Annotated in this window: 20 protein-coding genes; 7 read left to right on the plus strand and 13 right to left on the minus strand. The window is 64.6% G+C overall.

Translation table 11 applies throughout. From position 1 onward, the window contains the following. The first annotated feature begins 314 nt into the window (after positions 1-314). The 4 genes from FNA67_RS00520 (at position 315) to FNA67_RS00535 (ending at position 2693) form a co-directional block, all read left to right on the plus strand. Complete coding sequence (locus FNA67_RS00520) at positions 315-770, plus strand: pilus assembly protein N-terminal domain-containing protein (protein ID WP_049707234.1); 456 nt, start codon at positions 315-317, stop codon at positions 768-770. Positions 771-918: 148 nt separating this feature from the next. Further along, on the plus strand, positions 919-1443 hold the full coding sequence (locus FNA67_RS00525; protein WP_049708242.1) for a TadE/TadG family type IV pilus assembly protein: 525 nt from the start codon (positions 919-921) through the stop codon (positions 1441-1443). Further along, positions 1440-2003: a TadE/TadG family type IV pilus assembly protein gene (locus tag FNA67_RS00530; RefSeq protein ID WP_170267160.1), complete on the plus strand. Its 564-nt coding sequence runs from the start codon at positions 1440-1442 to the stop codon at positions 2001-2003. Before FNA67_RS00525 ends, FNA67_RS00530 begins: the two co-directional genes overlap by 4 nt. A 69-nt stretch (positions 2004-2072) precedes the next feature. Next, positions 2073-2693 carry an HAD family hydrolase gene (locus tag FNA67_RS00535; RefSeq protein WP_049707236.1) on the plus strand — a complete coding sequence of 207 codons (621 nt, stop codon included), beginning with the start codon at positions 2073-2075 and terminating at the stop codon, positions 2691-2693. Between the two features lie 92 nt (positions 2694-2785). Here the strand turns inward: FNA67_RS00535 and upp are convergent, their stop codons facing one another. The 12 genes from upp to FNA67_RS00590 form a co-directional block, all read right to left on the minus strand. After that, positions 2786-3415 (minus strand): uracil phosphoribosyltransferase, encoded by a 630-nt coding sequence (gene upp / locus FNA67_RS00540; protein WP_147654692.1) that lies wholly within the window; start codon positions 3413-3415, stop codon positions 2786-2788. Between the two features lie 18 nt (positions 3416-3433). Next, the gene (locus FNA67_RS00545; RefSeq protein ID WP_147654693.1) at positions 3434-4651 is read right to left on the minus strand and encodes a phosphopentomutase; all 1218 of its coding nucleotides are present in this window, start codon (positions 4649-4651) and stop codon (positions 3434-3436) included. Further along, positions 4651-5970: a thymidine phosphorylase gene (deoA, locus tag FNA67_RS00550; protein ID WP_147658101.1), complete on the minus strand. Its 1320-nt coding sequence runs from the start codon at positions 5968-5970 to the stop codon at positions 4651-4653. Before deoA ends, FNA67_RS00545 begins: the two co-directional genes overlap by 1 nt. A gap of 10 nt (positions 5971-5980) precedes the next feature. Beyond that, entirely contained in the window at positions 5981-8353 is a 2373-nt protein-coding gene (locus tag FNA67_RS00555) for an aldehyde dehydrogenase family protein (RefSeq protein WP_147654694.1), read from the minus strand. A 158-nt stretch (positions 8354-8511) separates the two neighbouring features. Continuing rightward, the gene (gene deoC, locus FNA67_RS00560; RefSeq protein ID WP_147654695.1) at positions 8512-9501 is read right to left on the minus strand and encodes a deoxyribose-phosphate aldolase; all 990 of its coding nucleotides are present in this window, start codon (positions 9499-9501) and stop codon (positions 8512-8514) included. 92 nt (positions 9502-9593) lie between these two features. Further along, on the minus strand, positions 9594-9995 hold the full coding sequence (locus FNA67_RS00565) for a cytidine deaminase (RefSeq protein ID WP_049707241.1): 402 nt from the start codon (positions 9993-9995) through the stop codon (positions 9594-9596). A gap of 1 nt (position 9996) precedes the next feature. Further along, complete coding sequence (locus tag FNA67_RS00570) at positions 9997-10968, minus strand: ABC transporter permease (protein ID WP_049707242.1); 972 nt, start codon at positions 10966-10968, stop codon at positions 9997-9999. 11 nt (positions 10969-10979) lie between these two features. Further along, positions 10980-12110 (minus strand): ABC transporter permease, encoded by a 1131-nt coding sequence (locus tag FNA67_RS00575; protein WP_049707243.1) that lies wholly within the window; start codon positions 12108-12110, stop codon positions 10980-10982. Continuing rightward, complete coding sequence (locus tag FNA67_RS00580; protein WP_244616425.1) at positions 12107-13693, minus strand: ABC transporter ATP-binding protein; 1587 nt, start codon at positions 13691-13693, stop codon at positions 12107-12109. Before FNA67_RS00580 ends, FNA67_RS00575 begins: the two co-directional genes overlap by 4 nt. A gap of 11 nt (positions 13694-13704) precedes the next feature. Continuing rightward, positions 13705-14724, minus strand: a complete 1020-nt coding sequence (locus FNA67_RS00585) for a BMP family lipoprotein (RefSeq protein WP_082202336.1) — start codon at positions 14722-14724, stop codon at positions 13705-13707. A 329-nt stretch (positions 14725-15053) separates the two neighbouring features. Beyond that, the gene (locus tag FNA67_RS22365) at positions 15054-15176 is read right to left on the minus strand and encodes a hypothetical protein (RefSeq protein ID WP_280176975.1); all 123 of its coding nucleotides are present in this window, start codon (positions 15174-15176) and stop codon (positions 15054-15056) included. Positions 15177-15391: 215 nt separating this feature from the next. Next, positions 15392-15823 (minus strand): CoxG family protein, encoded by a 432-nt coding sequence (locus FNA67_RS00590; protein WP_170267161.1) that lies wholly within the window; start codon positions 15821-15823, stop codon positions 15392-15394. Between the two features lie 168 nt (positions 15824-15991). On the opposite strand from FNA67_RS00590, the gene FNA67_RS00595 reads away from it, so the two are divergent. Genes FNA67_RS00595 through FNA67_RS00605 form a run of 3 tightly spaced genes read left to right on the plus strand, consistent with a single transcriptional unit; the run spans position 15992 to position 19729 of the window. After that, positions 15992-17215 (plus strand): cell surface protein, encoded by a 1224-nt coding sequence (locus FNA67_RS00595; protein ID WP_049707245.1) that lies wholly within the window; start codon positions 15992-15994, stop codon positions 17213-17215. A 36-nt stretch (positions 17216-17251) separates the two neighbouring features. Continuing rightward, entirely contained in the window at positions 17252-18190 is a 939-nt protein-coding gene (locus FNA67_RS00600) for a DUF6384 family protein (protein ID WP_049707246.1), read from the plus strand. 3 nt (positions 18191-18193) lie between these two features. Further along, the gene (locus tag FNA67_RS00605; RefSeq protein ID WP_147654697.1) at positions 18194-19729 is read left to right on the plus strand and encodes a coiled-coil domain-containing protein; all 1536 of its coding nucleotides are present in this window, start codon (positions 18194-18196) and stop codon (positions 19727-19729) included. Here the strand turns inward: FNA67_RS00605 and FNA67_RS00610 are convergent. Then, complete coding sequence (locus FNA67_RS00610) at positions 19726-20298, minus strand: hypothetical protein (protein ID WP_049707248.1); 573 nt, start codon at positions 20296-20298, stop codon at positions 19726-19728. The genes FNA67_RS00605 and FNA67_RS00610 overlap by 4 nt on opposite strands. Positions 20299-20394 lie beyond the last annotated feature (96 nt).

Here is a 20394-nt window from a genome sequence, read left to right on the forward strand (position 1 = left end):
CGACGCGTCACACATCGAACTCGCCCATGACGCTAGGCAGGACTCCTTGAAATTGCGTTAACCCCTAAGGCAACGCCCGCCGATTTCGACAGCAATGATTTGATGACTAGCGCATCTATAAAGAAATGTCGTCAATTTTATTTATCAGGCCAAGACGTTGTTACTGGGGGAAGAAAAAGAACTCGTTAACGATGCGCGCTAAGAGGTTGCCGGTGGCTTTCGCGGCGCTCGACCGGACTTTGCCTACCCTCTTTGCCAATTATTCACCATTCCCGGTAACACTGTGGGCATCAATCGGGCACCGGGTGCGATCCATGTTGCGTTTCTCCGCCACCTTCCTCTTCGCCGCGCTGGCCTTGGCTCCGGTTCCGGCGCTGGCTGTCGAGGCCAATGCGAGTTCGGCGCCGATCAGCGTCAAGGTCAACATGGCGCGGGTGCTGCGCATCAATGCTCCGGCCTCCACGGTCATCGTGGGCAATCCAGGCGTGGCGGACGTCACCATCCAGGACCCGCAGACGCTTGTGCTGACCGGCAAGTCCTATGGCCAGACCAATCTCATCGTGCTCAATGCCGCCGGAAACCCGATCGCCGATACGCTGGTGGAGGTCGTGCAGGACCAGGCCGACCTCGTGACGATCTTCAACGCCGGCGCGCGTTACACTTATGCCTGCCCGACCCGCTGCGCACCCACCGTGATGCTGGGCGACTCGACCGGCTTTACCGAAGAGCAGACCAAGTCGTTGGGGCTGGTGAAGGGCGTCCAGAATTAAACAGGCGTTAAGCCTGCTACCGGGCAGACGCGCAATCTGCGTGTTTCCACTAACCTTAGATTAAAGACGAACCGCTACCTTTCCGGCGAATTTCAGTGTGCCGGGGCTCATGGTTCAGCGCGTCTCCAGATCGGGGTGGGTCAAGTCCATGGCCAGGCCATGGGCGCGCCGGTTCGTCCGCGACCAGCGCGGCGCCACCCTCATCGAATTCGGCATCCTGGCTCCGGTCTTCTTCGTGCTCATCGGCGCGACGCTCGAAACCGGCATCGTCTTCCTTGCCAATGAGGTCCTCGACAGCGCCGTGCAGGACAGCACGCGCAAGATCCTTACCGGCGAAGCTCAGAACCAGAGCCTTTCGGCCGAGGGATTTCGCGCCCTGATCTGCCAGGATCTCTACGGGCTCTTCGATTGCAACCAGCTGCGCATCAAGGTCGACGTCATCTCGGACTTCAAGTCGGCCGCGATCGAACCGCCGATCGATCCGAACGATCCCACCCAGTGGAAGATCCAGTCGACCTACAATCCCGGCCAGGCCTCGGAAATCGTGCGCGTGCAGGCCTATTACAAATGGCCCACGATCATGAACTTCGCCGGGTTCAACCTGGCGACCTATTCGGATGGGACGCGGCTGCTCGGCGCGGTGCGCGTCTTCAAGAACGAGCCCTTCCAATGATGGGCCGGCTGGTATCCCGCTGGCGCGACCTGGCGCGTTCCAACCAGGGGGCGGCGGCGGTGGAGTTCGCCCTCATCCTCCCCATCCTGCTGCTGCTCTATTTCGGCTCGATCGAAGCCAGCCAGCTGATCATCGCCGACAGGCGCGTGACCGTGGTCGCCGGAACACTGGGGGACCTGGTTTCGCGCAGCAAGGATTCCATTTCGACCTCGACGCTCGACAACTATTTCAGCGCCGCGTCCTCGACCATGGGGCCGATGTCGACCAGCGGCCTCATCCAGGTCGTCTCGTTGCTGAGCGTGGACAGCAATGGAGTGGCAACGGTCAAATGGAGCCAGGCCTACCCGGCCACCGCGACGCCGCGCGCCAAGAACTCCACTTATGACATGTCGGGGGCCCCCCAGATGCGTGATCTGGCCAAGGGCAAGGACATCGTAGTTTCCGAAGCCAGCTACACCTACCAGCCCATGCTCGATCTGGTGTTCAAGTCCAACATCCCCCTGGCGCGAACCAACTTCTACCTGCCGCGCTTCCCGGGCACCATCGCCTGCTCCTGCTAAGCGGCTTGCGCCGCCCCCGTCCCCATGCCATAGGCGGAGCCTTCCCTGCCCTCCTGCCGGATAGATTGCATGACCGATGATACGCTGATCCCCGTCTTCGACCTCGGTGGAGTGTTCGTTGACTGGAACCCCATGTATTTGTTCCGCAAGCTCTTCGAGACCGAGGAAGAGGCCGCCTGGTTCCACGAGAACATCTGTACGGCGGACTGGAACCTCGAATTCGACGCCGGCGACATCTATTCGGAAGGGGTCGCGCGCCTCATCACGCGTTTTCCCCGCTACTGGCGCGAAATCCAGGCCTACGACCTGCGCTGGAAGGAAACCTTCAACGGCTTCCATCAGGGCACGATCGACATCCACAACGAACTGATCGCCGCCGACATCCCCACCTTTGCGATCACCAACTTCTCCTGGGAGAAGTGGGTGAGCTGCCTGGGTGACTGGCCGTTCCTCGAAAAGTTCGACGGGGTCGTGGTCTCCGGGCTCGAAAAGCTCGTCAAGCCCGATCCGCGCATCTATCGCCTCTTCTGCGACCGCTACGGCTTGTCCCCGGAGAGCTGCGTCTTCGTGGATGACAACGAGGTCAACGTGGTGTCCGCGCGCAAGTTCGGGATGAAGGCCATCCACTTCTCCTCGCCCGAGGCGCTGCGCGCCGAACTGATCAGCTACGGCCTGCCGCTGAACGAATAGCCTGCACGTGGCAAAGCGCCTCGGCGAAAACCGAGGCGCTTGGAAACTACAGGACCCGGAGGTTCGCGGCGTCAGTGGACCCCGCTTCGGCGCTACTTGGTGCCGTACATGCGATCGCCCGCGTCGCCAAGGCCGGGCACGATATAGCCCTTCTCATTGAGATGATCGTCGATCGCCGCCGTGAAGACCGGCACGTCCGGGTGCGCCGCTGTGAACTTTTCGACGCCCTCCGGCGCTGCCAGGAGGCAGAGGAAACGCAGGTTGTTTGCACCCCGGCGCTTGAGCCGGTCGACCGCAGCGATGGCCGAATTGGCGGTGGCGAGCATCGGATCGACGACGATGATCAACCGGTCGTCGAGGCTGGACGGGGCCTTGAAATAGTATTCGACCGGCTGGAGCGTCTCATGGTCGCGATAGATGCCGATATGGGCGACGCGCGCCGCGGGGACCAGGTCGAGCATGCCTTCGAGCAGGCCGTTGCCGGCACGCAGGATCGAGGCGAAGACCAGCTTCTTGCCCTTGAGCGTGGGGGCCTGCATCTCCTGGATCGGCGTCTCGATGGTCGCCTGCTCCAGCTCGAGATCGCGCGTGACCTCGTAGCAGAGCAGGTGCGCGATTTCGCGCAACAGTCGCCGGAAGCCTGCCGTCGAAGTCTCCTTGTTGCGCATGATCGTCAACTTGTGCTGGATCAGGGGGTGATCGACTACTGTGACGTTGCTCATGGGGGACCTGCGGAGGAGCTAGAGGAAGGATCGGCCATGCGGCCCGGGCGCCAGACCAAGCCAGCGGGCCGCGCTTTCGCCAATATCTGCGAAGGTTTTGCGAATGCCAATCTCGCCGCGCGACAGGCTTGGGGAAAAGGCCAAAATCGGCACCTGCTCGCGGGTGTGATCGGAGCCCTTCCAGGTCGGATCGTTGCCGTGGTCGGCGGTCAGGATCAATAGATCATCCTGGCGCATGGCCGCGATGATCTCCGGGATACGGCGGTCGAAGGCTTCGAGCGCACCGGCATAGCCGGGCACATCGCGTCGGTGCCCGTATTCCTGGTCGAAATCGACGAAATTGACGAAGATCAGCGCCCCGTCCTGGCCCATTTCCATAGCGTCGAGCGTGCTATCGAAGAGCGCCATGTTGCCCGACGCCTTGAGCTTGTGAGTGACGCCGTGCCCGGCGAAAATGTCCGAGATCTTGCCGATGGCGAAGACCTGCCGCCCAGCGGCCTCGGCGCGATCGAGCAGGGTCGGCTCGGGCGGGGCGATGGCGAAGTCCCGGCGATTGCCGGTGCGCTTGAAGGTCTCTGCCGTCTCGCCGAGGAAAGGGCGTGCAATGACGCGCCCGATCCGCTTGGGCTCGAGGAGCCTGAACGCCACCTGGCAGATCTCGTAGAGCCGCTCGAGACCGAAATGGCTCTCGTGGGCTGCGATCTGGAAGACACTGTCGACCGAGGTGTAGCAGATGGGCTTGCCGGTGCGGATGTGCTCTTCCCCCAGCTCGGCAATGATGGTGGTGCCTGAGGCGTGCCTGTTGCCCAGGATGCCGGGCAGGCCCGCCTCCTTAATGAAGGCCTGGACGAAATCGTCCGGAAAGGCGGGCTCGGTCGCGGGAAAGTAGCCCCATTCGAAGGGCACGGGCACGCCTGCGATTTCCCAGTGACCGGACGGGGTGTCCTTGCCCTGCGAAACCTCGCGCCCGACACCGAACCGGCCGCCGGCGGGGATCGCCGAAAGACCGGGCGGGACCTGTTTGTTCGAAAGGGCTGCGGCGGCGCCCAGCCCGAGGGCATCCAGGTTCGGCAGGATCAGGGGCCCTTGGCGAAGGCCGGCCCTGTCCCCTGCGCCCCTGGCGCAGGCCTGGGCGATATGGCCGAGCGTATCGGCCCCTTCATCGCCATAGCTGGCGGCGTCGGGGGCGCCGCCGATGCCGAAGGAATCGAGCACTGCGAGGATGACCCGGGGCATCAACGATCTCCTGTTGGCATGATCCTGGCTGGGATCAGCGGATGGCGCGGCGCGCTCTCCCCGATTGCATAAGCCTGGCGGAAACGCCTTTGAGCCTCGACGAAATCGTCCTGGGACCGGAAATGCACGCGCGCAAGGGTGTCGCCGCGTTCGACCTTTACGCCGATGCCGATGATCCGGTCGTAGCCGACGGCATGATCGATAGAATCGGTCGGTCGGGTTCGTCCACCGCCCAGGGCCACCACGCCCATGCCGACGCCGCGCGTATCGATGCCGGAGACTATCCCGTCGGCCTCGGCTGTGATGTCGCGCACATGGGGCGCTGCCGGCAGGTAGTCGTTCATGCGCTCGATGAAGTCGGTGGGGCCGCCAAGGGCGCCCACCATGATGGCGAAGCGCTCGGCGGCGGCGCCACTGGCCAATGCCTGCTCCACCTTCGCCCGCGCCTCTCCAGCCGTGCCGAGACCGGTGATTTCAACGATCGCGGCGCAGAGCGCCAGGGTCACTTCCTTGAGGCGTTCGTCCTGATGGGTGCCGGTGAGGAAGTCGACGGCGTTGCGGACCTCGAGGGCATTGCCGGCCGCGGACGCCAGCGGCTCGTTCATGTCGGTTATCAGCGCGCCTGTCTTGAGGCCCGCCCCGTTGGCGACCGATACCAGGCTTTCCGCCAGGGCCCTCGACTTCTCGAGTGTCGACATGAAGGCGCCCGAACCCGTCTTGACGTCGAGGATGAGCGCCTGGAGACCGGCGGCGAGCTTCTTGGAGAGGATCGAGGCGGTGATGAGCGGAATGCTCTCGACCGTCGCGGTCACGTCGCGGATGGCATAAAGGGTGCGGTCGGCCGGCGCCAGATCGTCGGTCTGGCCGATGATGGCGCACCCGGCAGCCTCGACCGTCCTGCGGAAGAGGGCATTGTCCGGGTTCGTGGTGTAGCCGGGGATGGAATCGAACTTGTCGAGCGTCCCGCCGGTATGGCCAAGGCCGCGCCCGGAGATCATGGGCACGTAAACGCCGCAGGCCGCCAGGATCGGGGCGAGCATCAACGAGACGTTGTCGCCGACCCCGCCGGTCGAGTGCTTGTCTGCAACCGGTCCGGGAAGATCGGACCAATCCAGCACCTTGCCGCTGTCGCGCATGGCCAGCGTCAGGGCGACGCGTTCGTCCACGCTCATGTCGTTGAAATAGACGGCCATGGCGAAGGCGGCCGCCTGGGCTGGCGACACCGAGCCATCGACGAGCCCGGCGATGAAGCGCGCGATATCGTCCGCGGCGAGCGGGAGATTGTCGCGCTTCCGGGCGATGAATTCCTGGGGAAGCAAGGTCACCGCCTCACGCCCCATACGGCACCCAGACGTTCTTGACCTGCGTGGCGCGGCGCAGGAAGTAATCCCCCTCGAACTTTTCCCTGTCGGCAAGATCGTAATAGAGGCCGCGGCTGGTCCAGGTCTGCTTGAGATTGCCGGTCGAAGCCTTCTCGACCATGGTCGAGGTGCCAGCATCGCCGGCGCACCAGATGGCGTCGACGCCGTCATGTTCGGCCAGCGTCCTGGCCAGCACGGCGCTTTCACCGGTTACGATATTGACGACGCCCGAAGGCACGTCCGAGGTTTCGAGCACCTGATAGAGATCGGTGACCGAAAGCGGAGATCGTTCGCTCGGCACCAGCACGACCGGATTGCCCATGGCAAGCGCGGGGGCCAGCAGGGCAACCGAGCCGAGCAGCGGGCGGCTGGGGGGCGCGACAATCGCCAGGACGCCGATGGGCTCGACCATGGCCGCTGCGATGGCGCGCAGCGGTGGGTTATGGACGGCGCCATCGTACTTGTCGGCCCAGCCGGCGAAGGCGAACAGGCGCTCGACAGCGGCGTCGACTTCCGCCTCGCCCTTCTCGCCGGTCTGCTCCTTGATGCGCGCGGCGAATTCGTTGCGGCGATACTGCAGGTTTTCTGCCAGGTAGTAGAGGATCTGCGCGCGGTTGTGCGCGGAGGTCGTGCCCCAGCCCAGCGCTGCGCGTGCGGCTTCCACGGCATTGCGGATATCCTTGCGGTTGCCGTCGCCGACCTCGCCCACAAGATTGCCGTTGGCCCCGTAGACCGGGCGGGCATAGCCGCTATCGGGACGGGCCTGTTTACCCCCGATATACATCTTGGCCGTTTGGTCGATGCCCTCCGCGGCGTCGAGCGGATTGGTGGGCTTGGCGGCGACGGCCTTGGCGATGGGAGCAGGCTTGAGATCCTTTTCCCAGGCGGGCTTCATGTAGGCGCCCATGCCTTCCTTGCCGCCTTCGCGACCGAAGCCGGACTCCTTGTAACCGCCGAACCCGACGGCGGCGTCGAAGTTGTTGGTGCCGTTGATCCACACCACGCCCGCCTTGATCTTGGGAGCGATATCGAGGGCGAGGTTGATGTTCTCGCTCCAGATGGTGGCGGCGAGGCCATACTTGGTGTTGTTGGCGAGCGCCACCGCTTCCTCCGGAGTGCGGAAACTCATGGCCACCAGCACCGGCCCAAAAATCTCCTCGGCGACGACGCTATTGGCGGGCGACACGTTGGTGATGAGGGCGGGCTTGAGAAAGCACCCCTTGGCCGGCAGGTCCATGTCCGGTTCGTAGACATGGGCGCCTTCGGCTGCGCCCTGCTTGACGAGGTCGCGCACGCGCGCCACCTGCACCGGGGCCACGAGCGCGCCGATGTCGATGGCCTTGTCGAGCGGATCGCCGACGCGCAGCGTCGCCATGCGCTTCTTGAGCTTGGTGATGAAGCGTTCCTCGATCGATTCCTGGACGAGGAGGCGCGAGCCGGCGCAGCAGACCTGGCCCTGGTTGAACCAGATGGCATCGACCAGCCCCTCAATGGCGCTGTCGATATCGGCATCCTCGAAGACGATATAGGGCGACTTGCCGCCCAGCTCGAGCGACAGGCCCTTGCCGGTGCCGGCCGTTGCGGCGCGGATGGCCTTGCCGACTTCGGTCGAGCCGGTAAAGGCGATCTTGTCGATGTCGGGATGGGCGACGATGGCCTGGCCGGTCTCACCGGCGCCGGTGACGATATTGACGACGCCCTTGGGCAGGCCCGCCTTCTCGCAGATTTCGGCGAAAAGGAGAGCGGTGAGCGAAGTGAATTCGGCGGGCTTGAGCACCACCGTGTTGCCTGCGGCCAGCGCTGGGGCGATCTTCCAGGCCAGCATCAGCAGCGGAAAATTCCACGGTATGATCTGGCCGCAGACGCCATAAGGCACCTGGCCGGGGAATTCGCGGTCGCGGTGCTGGGCCCAGCCGGCATGGTGGTAGAAATGACGGGCCACCAGCGGAATGTCGATATCGCGGCTCTCGCGGATCGGCTTGCCGTTGTCGAGGGATTCGAGCACCGCGAATAGACGCGAATGCTTCTGGACGAGGCGCGCGATGGCATAAAGGTATTTGGCGCGCTCATAGCCCGAGAGCGCCGACCATGACTTGAACGCGGCCCTCGCCGCTTTGACGGCCTTGTCGACGTCTTCGGCCGTGCCTTCGCTCACCAGCGCCAGGCTCTCGCCCGTCGCGGGATTGTCCGACGAGAAGGTTTTTTCCGGCTTGGTCCAGGCGCCGTTGATGAAGTGACCGAAGACACCATCGTGCGCCTTCAGCCAATCGAGCGCCGGTTGCGCGCTTTCGGGAGCCGGGCCGTATTCGAGGGTTTCGAAGATTTGGGCGATTTTGTTCATTCCGTTTTCTCCTCCGCGAGGAAAGCGGCTGGGGCTCCCCCTCATCCGCCCTTCGGGCACCTTCTCCCCGAGGGGGCGAAGGACGATGTGGCGCCGTCTTGCCGCTCCTTCCCTTCTCCCCGTCGGGGAGAAGGTGGCGCGCAGCGCCGGATGAGGGGCTACACCATCGGCTGGCGGTAATCTGCCGAATAATGGCCCGTAAGATTGTGCTCGAGCTGCCGTTCGATGTCGGTCAGGAGCGAGGACGCGCCGAAGCGGAAGAGGTGGGGCTGGAGCCAGTGATTGCCCAGTTCCTCCTTCATCAGCGCCATGTAGTCGAGCGCGACCTTGGCCGTCGAAATGCCACCGGCGGGCTTGTAGCCGATCTCGATCCCGGTCTCGTCGTGGAACTCACGGATCATGCGGATCATGGCGAGGGACGTGGGCAGGTTGGCGTTGACCTTTTCCTTGCCCGTCGAGGTCTTGATGAAGTCGGCGCCCGCCATCATGCAGACAAGCGAGGCCTTGGCCACATTGGTGAGCGTCGCCAGTTCGCCCGTGCCCAGGATGGTCTTGATGTGAGCGTCCCCGCAGGCCTTGCGAAAGGCGCGGACTTCGTCATAGAGGGCCTGCCAATCCCCGCGCAGCACCATCCCGCGCTCGATGACGATGTCGATCTCCTTGGCGCCATCGGCAACCGAAGCCTCGATCTCCTTGATCTTGGTCTCGAAGGGCGCGAGGCCGTGCGGGAAGGCGGTCGAAACCGCTGCGACCGGGATGTTGGTGCCCTCGAGCGCCTTGACCGCGGTTTTCACGAACGTGTGGTAGACGCAGACCGCGCCCGGATGGATGTCGAGATCGCCAACGCCCAGCCCGTCGATGATGTCCTGGCGCAACGGGTGGCGCGCCTTGGCGCAGAGGCGTTCGACACGACCCGGCGTATCGTCGGAATTGAGGGTGGTGAGATCGATGAAGGTGATGGCCTTGAGCAGCCAGGCGGCTTGCCATTCCTTCTTGACCGTCCGGCGCGCGCCGATGGTTGCGGCGCGGCGCTCGAGGGCAGAGCGGTTCATGCGCGTGCGCTCGACCCGGTCGAGGTCGAGCGGGAAGCCCGGATTGCGCTTGTGCGTGACGGCCTCGTGGGCCTTGTCGACAACTCTGAGGTTCATGATGCCTCCGTGGGCGCGATGTTCACGCCCGGCCTTGTCGCGCCGTCTGACGCGGCGCCTTGGAACAGGTGACTAACGATACCACACCGGCTTCATTTGCCCAAAAATTCGGGGCCAAACGAATGCGGCAGCAGCGCGCCCAGGGTGGTCTCGAGCGGTTCGCCTTCGACGCCGTGCGAGATGACGACGACGTCAAGATCGGCAAACTCACGGATGCGCTGGCGGCAGCCGCCACAGGGCGTGACCGGCGCCGAACCGGGACCGGTGACATAGATGCGCTTGATGCGCCGTGCGCCCCCCGCGATCATTGCGGCGATGGCCGAGGCCTCGGCGCAATTGCCCTGCGGATAGGCGGCGTTCTCGATATTGCAGCCCGAATAGACCTTTCCGTCATCGGCCAGGATCGCCGCGCCCACCGAGAATTTCGAATAGGGCGCATAGGCCCGGGCGCGAATGGCCTCGGCGGCCGCGAAAAGTTCTGCGTCGCTCGCCATGCTAGCGCTCCTTGGTATAGGGCACGCCGCCCGCCTTGGGGCCGACGGCCTTGCCGATGAAGCCGGCGAGCAGCACGACGGTGAGGATATAGGGCAGCGCCTGGATCAGCTGCACCGGCACCTCCCAGCCAAGGCCCGGGATGGTCGTGCCCTGGAGGCGAATCTGGAGCGCGTCGAGGAAGCCGAAGAGCAGCGTCGCGAACATCGCCGGCACCGGACGCCACTTGGCGAAGATGAGGGCGGCCAGAGCGATATAGCCCTTGCCGGCGGTCATGTTGTTGCCGAAGCCCGAACCCTGCGCGATCGAGAAATAGGCGCCGGCAAGCCCGCAGAGGAGCCCGGTGATCAACAGGGCCTGGTAGCGTAGCCGGTTGACCGAAATGCCGGCGGTATCGACCGCCTTGGGGTTCTCGCCCACAGCGCGCAGCCGCAGGCCGAAGCGGGTGCGGTAGAGCACCCAGGCCGTCACCGGTACTGCGATGAAAGCAATATAAACGAGAATGTTGTGGCCCGAGATGAGGCCCGCATAGATAGGGCCAAGCACCGGGATGCCACCGATCTGCTCGGCGAAGGGCAGAGTGATCGGCAGGAACCGTCCGCCTTCGGGAAGCGGCGGCGTGCGCCCGCCCTGGTGGAACCAGGTGAGGCCGAGAAGCGTCGTTAGGCCCGCCGCCAGGAAGTTGATGGCCACGCCCGAAATGATCTGGTTGCCCTTGAGCGTGATCGAGGCGGCGCCGTGGATCATCGACATGACGATGGAGACGGCGATACCAGCCAGCAGGCCCAGCCACATGTTGCCGCTGACCGCGGCGACCGAGGCGGCGCCGAAGGCGGCCGCCAGCATCTTGCCTTCAAGGCCGATGTCGAAGATGCCGGAGCGTTCCGAATAGAGGCCGGCGAGACAGGCCAGGAGCAGCGGGGTCGTGAGCCGCAGCGTGGCTGCGAGCATTGAGATGAGGAGTTCGAAATCCATGTCCGTTCACCTCAACTGTCCGACGTTGCCGTTTCGCGGGCGACGGCCTCCGCCTTGTCCTCGGGTCGCCGCATCATGAAGGCGGTTTCGAGTCCGGGGCGGAGCAGGCCCTCCATGGCGCCGGTGAAGAGAATCACCAGGGCCTGGATGACCACGATCATCTCGCGGGTGATGGCAGGCATGTAGAACTGCAGTTCCAGCCCGCCCTGGTAGAGGGCGCCGAAGAGCAGGGCCGCAAGGGCGATGCCCACCGGGTGATTGCGGCCCATCAGGGCCACGGCGATACCGACGAAGCCGTAACCTGACGGGAAATCGAGCACAAGCCGGTTCTGGACGCCGAGCACCTCGTTGACCGCCACCAGGCCCGCCAGGCCACCGGAGATGGTCATGGTGATCATGATGAGCCGAGAATTGGAAATGCCGGCATAGCGCGAGGCGGTCGGGTTCTTGCCGAGCGTGCGCATGGCGAAGCCGAGCTTGGTGTGCCAGATCAGGATATAGGTGCCGATCAGCGCCAGGATGGCGAAGATGATGGTCACGTTGACCGGCGCGTAGCCGAAGAACGAGAAGAACTCGCGCAGTTGCGGGATCTTGCCGGCATTGGTGACGGAGGCCGAGGACGGCTCCATCTGCCCGACAGGCTTGAGCACGCGGTTGAGCAGGTAGACCATCAGCGCCGAGGCGATGAAGTTGAACATGATCGTGGTGATCACCACGTGGCTACCGCGCTTGGCCTGGAGGTATCCCGGGATGAAGGCCCAGAAGCCGCCAATGGCGGCAGAGGCGAGCACGGCGACCGGCAGCACCAGCAGCCAATGGGTCTGGTCGAGGAAGAGGGCCGCGAGGATGGCGCCGATACCGGCGACATAGGCCTGCCCCTCCGCGCCGATATTGAAGAGCCCGGCATGGGCGGCAATGGCGACGGCCAGTCCGGTGAAGACGAAGTTGGTGGCAAAGTGCAGCGTATAGCCGAAGCCTTCGCCGTAGCCGAAGGCGCCCCCGATCATGATGCGCAGCGCATCGATGGGGTTCTGGCCGATCACGAGCACCACGATGCCGGAGACGATAAAGGCCAGCAGCAGGTTGAGGGCGGGCAGCAGGGCGACATCGGCCCAGCGTGGCAAGGGACGGCGGGCGCTCATTGGGCTGCCTCTTCTTTTTTGTTGATACCGGCCATCATCAGGCCGAGTTCGCCTTCGGTTGCGGTGGCCGGATCGGCCTCGCCCACGATGTGACCGTCGAACATCACCAGGATGCGGTCCGAAAGCGAACGGATTTCGTCCAGTTCCACCGAGACGAGCAGGATCGCCTTGCCGGCGTCACGCATCTTGATGATCTGGTTGTGGATGAACTCGATGGCGCCTATATCGACGCCGCGCGTCGGCTGGCCGACGACAAGCACGTCCGGATCGTTCTCCATCTCGCGTGCCAGCACGATCTTCTGCTGGTTGCCGCCCGAGAAGTTTGCGGTCTTGAGCCGCGGATTGGCCGGACGGATATCGAACTTCTTGATGCGCTCGACGGCTTCCTTGCGGGCGGCGTCGATATCGAGAATGAAGCCCTTGCCGTATTGCGGCTCGTCCTGGTAGCCGAGAATGGAATTCTCCCATTCTTCGAAATCGGTGACCAGGCCCATGCGGTGCCGGTCTTCGGGCACATGGGCCAGGCCCGCCCGACGCAGGCGTGCCGCGCCATCGTCCCCCACGAACGAGACCGGATTGCCGTTGACCCTGACGCCGCCGAGCATGGGCGCGCGCATGCCCGCCACCGCCTCGAGAAGTTCGGACTGGCCGTTGCCGGCAACCCCGGCAATGCCGACGATCTCGCCGGCCCGCACCGAGAACGAGATGTTCTTGACGCGCGGCACCTTGAAGTCGTCGGTCACCACGAGATCCTCGACCTCGAGCAGGGTCTTGCCCGGATTGGCGGCCCCCTTTTCGACGCGCAGGAGCACGCGCCGCCCGACCATGAGCTCGGCGAGCTGCTCGGGGTTGGTTTCCTTGGTGGGCAAGGTCTTGACGATCTCGCCTTGGCGCATGACCGAGACGGTGTCGGTGATGGCCATGATCTCGCGCAGCTTGTGCGTGATGAGGATGATGGTCTTGCCCTGGTCACGCAGGGTGCGCAGCACGCGGAAGAGGTGGTCTGCCTCGGCGGGGGTCAGAACGCCGGTCGGCTCGTCCAGGATCAGCACGTCGGCGCCGCGATAGAGCGCCTTGAGGATCTCGACGCGCTGCTGGAGACCGACCGAGACGTCCTCGACGATGGCGTCGGGATTGACCTCGAGATTGTATTCGCTGGCGAGGCGCTTGAGTTCGGCGCGCGCCTTGGAAAGCGTGGGGGCCAGCAGAGGCGAATCCTCGGCGCCCAGCACCACGTTTTCGAGAATGGAGAAGTTGTCGACCAGCATGAAGTGCTGGTGGACCATGCCGATGCCCAGCGCCAGCGCATGGCGGCTGTCGGTGATGGCATGGGGGACGCCGTTGACGCGGATCTCGCCGCTGTCGGCGGTGTAGAACCCATAAAGGATCGACATCAGGGTCGATTTGCCGGCGCCGTTCTCGCCCACGATGCCGTGCACGGTGCCGCGCTTGATCTTGAGGTCGATGTTCTTGTTGGCATGCACCGCGCCGAAGCGCTTGTTGATGCCGGTCAGCTCGATCGCCCATGGGGATGCAGCGGCCGTTTCCGGCCGCTGCATGCTGTTGTTTTGGGTGCTCGTCATCTGCTTCGCGCTTACGGGCAGGTATTGTCCGAGGTGTAGTCGTGGACCTGGATTTCGCCCGAGATGATCTTGGCCTTGAGCGCCTCGACCTGGGTCTTCATGTCATCGGTGATGAGCGAGGCGTTGTTGTCGTCAAGCGCATAGCCGACGCCGTCATTGGCCAGGCCCATGACCTGCACGCCCGAGGTCCAGGTGCCGGTGGTGCCGTCGATGAAGGCGGTCTTGACCGCGTTGTCGACGCGCTTGACCATGGAGGTCAGCACCGAGCCCGGATGCAGGTAGTTCTGGTTGGAGTCGACGCCGATCGAGAACTTGCCGGCGTCGGCAGCGGCCTGCAGCACGCCCAGGCCCGAGCCGCCGGCAGCGGCATAGACGACGTCCGCGCCGCGGTCGAAGTCGGCCTTGGTCAGCTCGCCCGCCGCGACCGGATCGTTCCAGGCGGCCGGGGTGGTGCCGGTGTAGTTTTCGATCACGGTGGCCTTCGGATTGATGGCCAGGACGCCCTGCTTGTAACCGCAGAAGAACTTGTGGATCAGCGGGATGTCCATGCCGCCCACGAAGCCGACAGTGCCGGTCTGGGACTTGAGGGCCGCCAGGGCGCCGACAAGGTAGGAGCCGGTGTGCTCATCGAAGACGACCGAGCGCACGTTGGGCGCATCGACCACGGCGTCGATGATGGCGAACTTGGTGTCGGGGAACTCGGCGGCGACCTTGGTCAGCGCTGCGCCCCACGAGAAGCCCGGGATGACGATCGGGTTGGCACCCGAGGAAGCGAAGCGGCGCAGGGCCTGCTCACGCTGGGCATCGTTCTGCAGTTCCAGGTCCTGGAACTTGCCGCCGGTTTCCTTGGCCCATTCGGTAGCGCCGTTGAAGCCTGCCTCGTTGAAGGACTTATCGAACTTGCCGCCGAGGTCGTAGATGATGGCAGGATCGGCGAGCGCCGTGCCGGCCAAGAGGGCGCTGAGCGCCACGCCACCAGCCAGAACGCCTGCGCGGCCGGCCAGCTTCTTGGCGAGAGTTTTCACTGTCATGTTTATCTCCCTGTCGTGCGCCGGGCGACGGCCAGACGGCCGAAGGACAATCCCAGTGCGCTAACGGGCGATACAATCGTGCAAACGTTCTCCCCGCAAGAGGGCGCGCGCGTTATTTTTCCGGTTGGTCAAAAATTTTTCTGGCGGGATAAGCCAGCAAATGCGCCGTGTTGCGCACCGAACCCGCCATGCCGGCAGGCCGGGCACGAGCAGGTCTGGGCGAAAGCGTCGACCCTGGCCATGGCGGCGGTCGACTGTCGCGCGCTCGGATGCCAGAGGCCGGTGGCGCGGGCGGTGCTGCGAACGCAATGAAATTGGCGATCCATCGGTCAACCCCGCGCCGCGATGTGGCCGAAGACCTCGCCCAGCCCGGCCCCCGCCGTGAGCACGAGATAGGCCGCAAGGATGCCGGCGAGAAACAGAATGATCGTGTCGCGGTTCTGGGCGCTCATGACAATTTTACCTTTCCTGTTGAGGAGCAGGTAACCCAAATCCGGCGGTCAGATTGTGATGCTTTTGCGGCAGGTGAAGGCAGGGTTAAGCGAAGGTAAATTCGGGGGTTCTGGAAAGCCGGGCGACTGGCCTTTTCCCCGTAGTTGCTGATGTTTTTGGGTTGGGTCGAGAGGTTCTGCCGGCGTTGCCGTCACCACCCTTCCGCGACCAGGCCTCAGATCACCTCGATCGTCGTGCCCATCGCCTCCGCGAAGCGCTCGAAGAAGCCGTCGATGACCTTCTGGGCAGAGTTGCCGATCAGGCTGCGGCCAAGCCGCATGATCTGGCCGGAGGCGCCGCCGCGGGCCGTGAAGGCCAGTTCGCACCCCTCTCCGGCGTCATGGAGCGTGATGTCGGCCGCGCCTTCGGCGAGGCCGAGAATGCCCCCGCGCCCCTTGCCCGAGAGCGTATAGCTCTTGGCGGGGATGACATTGCTCAGCGTCAGGTCGCCGACGAACACGGGATGGACGACGCCGAGGCTCACCTTGATGTGCAATTCGAGCGTTTCTCCCGAGGTCCATTCGATGCGTTGGCAGCCCGGAATCGTGTCCTTGAGAACGGCCGTGTCGTTGAGGGCCGCCCACACGTCATGGCGGGAGGCCGCCAACTTGTATCTTCCGCCAAAATCCAATGTTCACGCCCCTTTACGTGGTGCTTTTTGGCACCAATATGGGCAAAATAAGAAGCCTGTCGGCCAGTTGCAATTGTCAGCGGGCAAGCCAGCGGGAATCTATGGCCGCAGGCGTCCAACAGCGTCAAACAAGGAGTGGGACCCATGGCCAGTGAAACGACGACCGCGGAACAGGCGACCGCCGTCACCCCCGTTACGGAAAAGCCCCTGCAGTACCTGGACAAGGCAGTCGGTGCGATCCGCAATCTGGGCCTCTGGCCGGAGCAGCAGCAGGAGCAGCCGATCACCGCGCTCCTCAAGGAAATCACCGAGCTGGACGAGACGCGCGTGATTCTCATCGGGCGCACGCTCAGCCAGGCCTCGGCCTTCAACGAGGTGGTGCGCGAGCAGGTCGCGGCGATGAATATCGGCGAGCGCTACGAGGACATCACCAAGGGCTTCGATTCCATCCGCGACGACGCCAAGATGCTGGTCGACCAGCTCGACGACAACAAGATCGATTTCCGCGAGCGCATCCAGAACGTTTGGATGAAGGTTTCGCGCGGCGACATCGCCACCCGCTTCGACAAGATCCGCGACACCTATCTCGCCGTCTCCAAGGACACCAAGGACCAGGTGGACCGCGAGCACACGATCCTGGAGGCCTATCGCGATTTCCGCGGGGCGCTCAAGCAGTCCGAAGTGATGGCGCTCGAGCTGCTCGGCATTGCCGAAAAGAAGCTCACCGAGCGCAAGGAAACGCTCCAGAAGTCCGCCGACGCTCTCTCCGCCTTCTCGGAGGGCACGCCGGCCGAGCGGGCGCGTCTCGAGCTGGATCGCGACGAGAAGCTGCGCGACATGCAGAACGAGGAGCGCCGCTACCAGATCGTCAAGGACCTCTCGGATAACCTGACGATCTCCTACAACACCTCCGAAGTGGTGATGGCGCGCCTGATGCAGACGACCAACGCCAAGGAGCGCGTCTACCAGCAGGCGATTTCGTTCTTCTCGACCAACGAGACGGTGCTTACCGCGCTTTCGGCCTCGTTCACCGGCATGTTCGGCCTCCATGAAGCCACCGCCACGCTCGATGCGATGAAGGAAGGCGTCTCCAAGAGCCTCGAAACGCTCTCGGAAGTAGGCGACAAGGTGCAGGAAGAAGCGGTGCGCGCCGGCTACGGCCCGACCGTTCGTGCCGATGCGGTCAAGAAACTGGTCGACAGCGTCGTCAACTTCCAGGAAAAGTCGCAGACGATCATCAACGAGATGCGGGCGGCCTCGACCAAGAATTCCGCCGAAATCCGCGATGCGGTCGAGGACGGCAAACACCGTCTCGCCCAGCTCGCAGCCGAAGGCAACGCGTTGCTCCTGGAAACCAAGAAGGCGTAATGCCCCGGGAGCGGCGACTGGGACCAAAACGAAGACATGAGTGACACGACAGCCACCCCGGCTGCCCCTCTCGACGAAGTCATGCTGGCCATGGACGTGGTGGATACCCTCCGCCATCGTCAGGATCTGGTCGATCGCGAACTGGACGAGGATGCGCGCGAAAAGCAGCTCCTCGCCAAGTTGCGCGACATCTACCACCAGCAGGGCATCGAGGTTTCCGATGCGGTCCTGCGCGAAGGCGTGGAGGCTCTCAAGGAGAGCCGCTTCGTCTACACCCCGCCCAAGCCGGGCCTGGGCACGACCCTGGCCCGTCTTTACGTCACGCGCGGGAACTGGGGCCGCTGGGCCTTCGCCGTGGTGCTGGCGCTGGTGGTGGGACTGGGCGGCTACTACCTGGGCTACAAGCCCTATCGCGCCGCGCAGGCCGAACAGGCGCGCCTCGAACTGGCCGAGGGCATGCCCAGCCAGATGGACGCGCTCTACCAGACCATATTCGACGAGACCAAGGTGCAGCAGGCGGTCAACGAGGCCGACCAGTACCGCACCCGCGGCAAGGCCGCCGCGGCCGAAGGCAATCGCGCCGGGGCGCAGGCGGCGATCGACAACCTCACTGCGCTTCGCGATACCCTGCGCCAGGAATATACGCTCAAGATCGTCAACCGGCAGGGCGTGCAGTCCGGCTTCTGGACCTTCCCCGAGATCAATACGGAAGCGACCAATTACTACATCGTCGTCGAGGCCCTCGACCCGCAGGGCAACGCCCTGAGCCTGCCCGTCACCAACGAGGAGAACGGGCAGACCGAGACGGTCAACATCTGGGGCGTGCGCGTGCCCGAAGCGGTCTATAACGCGGTGGCGGCCGACAAGCAGGACGACGGCATCATCGAGCGCAACGTGGTGGGTATCAAGCAATACGGATTTCTGGACGTGGACTACGTGATCCCGGTCCTCGGCGGCGCGGTGACGCGGTGGTGACCAATGAGCATTAGCGGACCGGAAGCTCTCAGCTCGCTCGAAGAAGCCTTGCGCGACATCCGGCGAGAGGAAGACGAAATCTCAAAGCGCCTGGCCCGCTCGGCCGAGCGCATCGCCAAGTTTCGCGAGAACGAAGGCGAACTGTTGCGCCAGCTCGCCATGGTCCGCCTCGATCCGGCCACCCAGGCCCAGCTCGACAAGACCATTTCGCAGGCCGAAGCGCAGGCGCGCGACATGATCAAGCGCCATGCCGGCGAACTCGCCTCGACCGAGGACGCCCTCAAGACGCTCGACGCGGCGATCGCCCAGTTGACCCAGGACCGGGCCGCGGCGCTCGCCGTCGTCGACAAGCGCCAGGCCGAACTCAAGGCCCTCTCGGCCAAGATCGCCACCGCTATCGCCAAGGACCCCGCCTATGCGCAAAAGCGCAAGGAGGCGAGCGACCTGCAGGTGGTAGCCGCCGAGAGCCTGCGCAAGACACAGCAGGCAGAGGCCGACCGCGAGCAGAAGGGCCGCCCCTACCGGGACGATCCGCTGTTCATGTACCTGTGGAATCGCGGCTACGGCACGCGCAACTACCAGTCCAACAATCTCTTCCGCTGGCTGGACGGCAAGGTCGCCTCCCTCATCGGCTTCAATGGCGCACGCCCGAACTTCGCCATGCTCAACGAATTGCCGCTGCGCCTGCGTGAGCACGCAGAGCGCCAAGCGGCTAATGCTGCGGCGGCCGAAAAGGAAGTGGACGACCTCGAGAACCGCGCGATCGATGCGGCCGGCGGCCAGCCGGTTCGCGAGGCGATCGAGAAGGCGCAGGCCAGCATCGCCGAGATCGACGGCAAGATCGTTGCCGCCGAAGACGACCGGGACGAGCGCGCCAAGGCCATGCGCCAGCTAGCCCAGGGGGCAGATCCGGCTTTCGAGCGCGCCATCTCCGCCTTCGCCGAAGGCCTGGGCCGGGAGGACATCCAGTCCCTCCTCGCCGAAGCCAGGCGAACCGCCACCGCCCAGGACGACGCCATCATCGCCCAGATCGATGACATCCGCGTGCGGGTGCGCGAAGAGGATGCCGAGACGGCCGACCAGAAGGAACGCCTCAAGACCCTGGCGACCCGGCGGCGCGAGCTCGAGGACATCAGCTACGAGTTCAAGAAGCAGCGGTACGACGACCCGCGCTCGACCTTCCGCGAAGACAAGCTGGTGGGCGACCTGCTCAACGATTTTCTGCGCGGCGGTATTGCCGCGGCTACCTACTGGGATCTCTGGCGGCGCAGCCAGAACTGGAGTTCGGGCACCTCAGACTGGGGTGGCGGCTATGGCCTGCCGCGCAACGGGCGCAACCCGTGGCCGGATAGCGGCGGCGGGTTCAACTGGCCCGACAACAGCTTCGGCGGTGGCAGTTCGCGCGGCGGATCTTCCGGCGGCGGCTTCGGAGGCGGCTGGGGCGGCGGCAGTTCAGGCGGCGGCGGCTTTTCGAGACCGCGCACCGGCTCGGCGGGAACGCGCAAGACCGGCGGCTTCAAGACCGGGGGCGGTTTCTAGCAGGGCGCCAGCGCGGTCTGGTTCGAGAGCGCCAGGGCGTTGGCAAGGACTTCGTCCCTGATCAGGGTCGCGCCCTCGGCTGTGCCCGGCAGGCTGACCTTGACCGAGAATCTGGCCTTTTCGACATCGACCGGCCCCGTGCCGCAAAAGCGCGGCGCCACCGACAACCCGCCGGTGGCCGAGGCATTGCCCGTCGAGCGCGCCCACGCCTGGGCAGCGCGCAGCGCCTGCTTGTCGGCAGGTGCGAAACCCATGAAGTAATAGGCCCGCCCCGCCGCGGGCGGCGGCAACGCGGCAGCCAGATCGCCCGGATCGGCGAGCGCCAGCACTGCGTCGACGCGCCTTGCAGGCTGGCCGGGTACCGAAAAGCTGACGCTCATCGTGGTGGTCTCGGGGACCGGCTGCACCTCGGACGGCAGGTCGAGGATCAGCACCAACTCGGAAACATCCTGGCGCACCGGATCGACCGCCTCGAGCTTTTTCTGGGTTTCGGGAACGAGAGACGAACAGCCCGCGACCAGCAGGCCGCAGAGCAACGCCGCGAGCGGACGAATCGGAAAACCACGCATCCTCATGCCCCCAGTCTAGTGATGCGGGTGGCGAAAGTGCAGCGGGGTGCGCAAGAAAGCCGGGCAAATCGGGGGATGGTGCCGTTGGCATCGCGC

Source organism: Youhaiella tibetensis, from assembly GCF_008000755.1.
In the GTDB taxonomy this organism is placed as follows: Bacteria; Pseudomonadota; Alphaproteobacteria; order Rhizobiales; family Devosiaceae; genus Paradevosia; species Paradevosia tibetensis.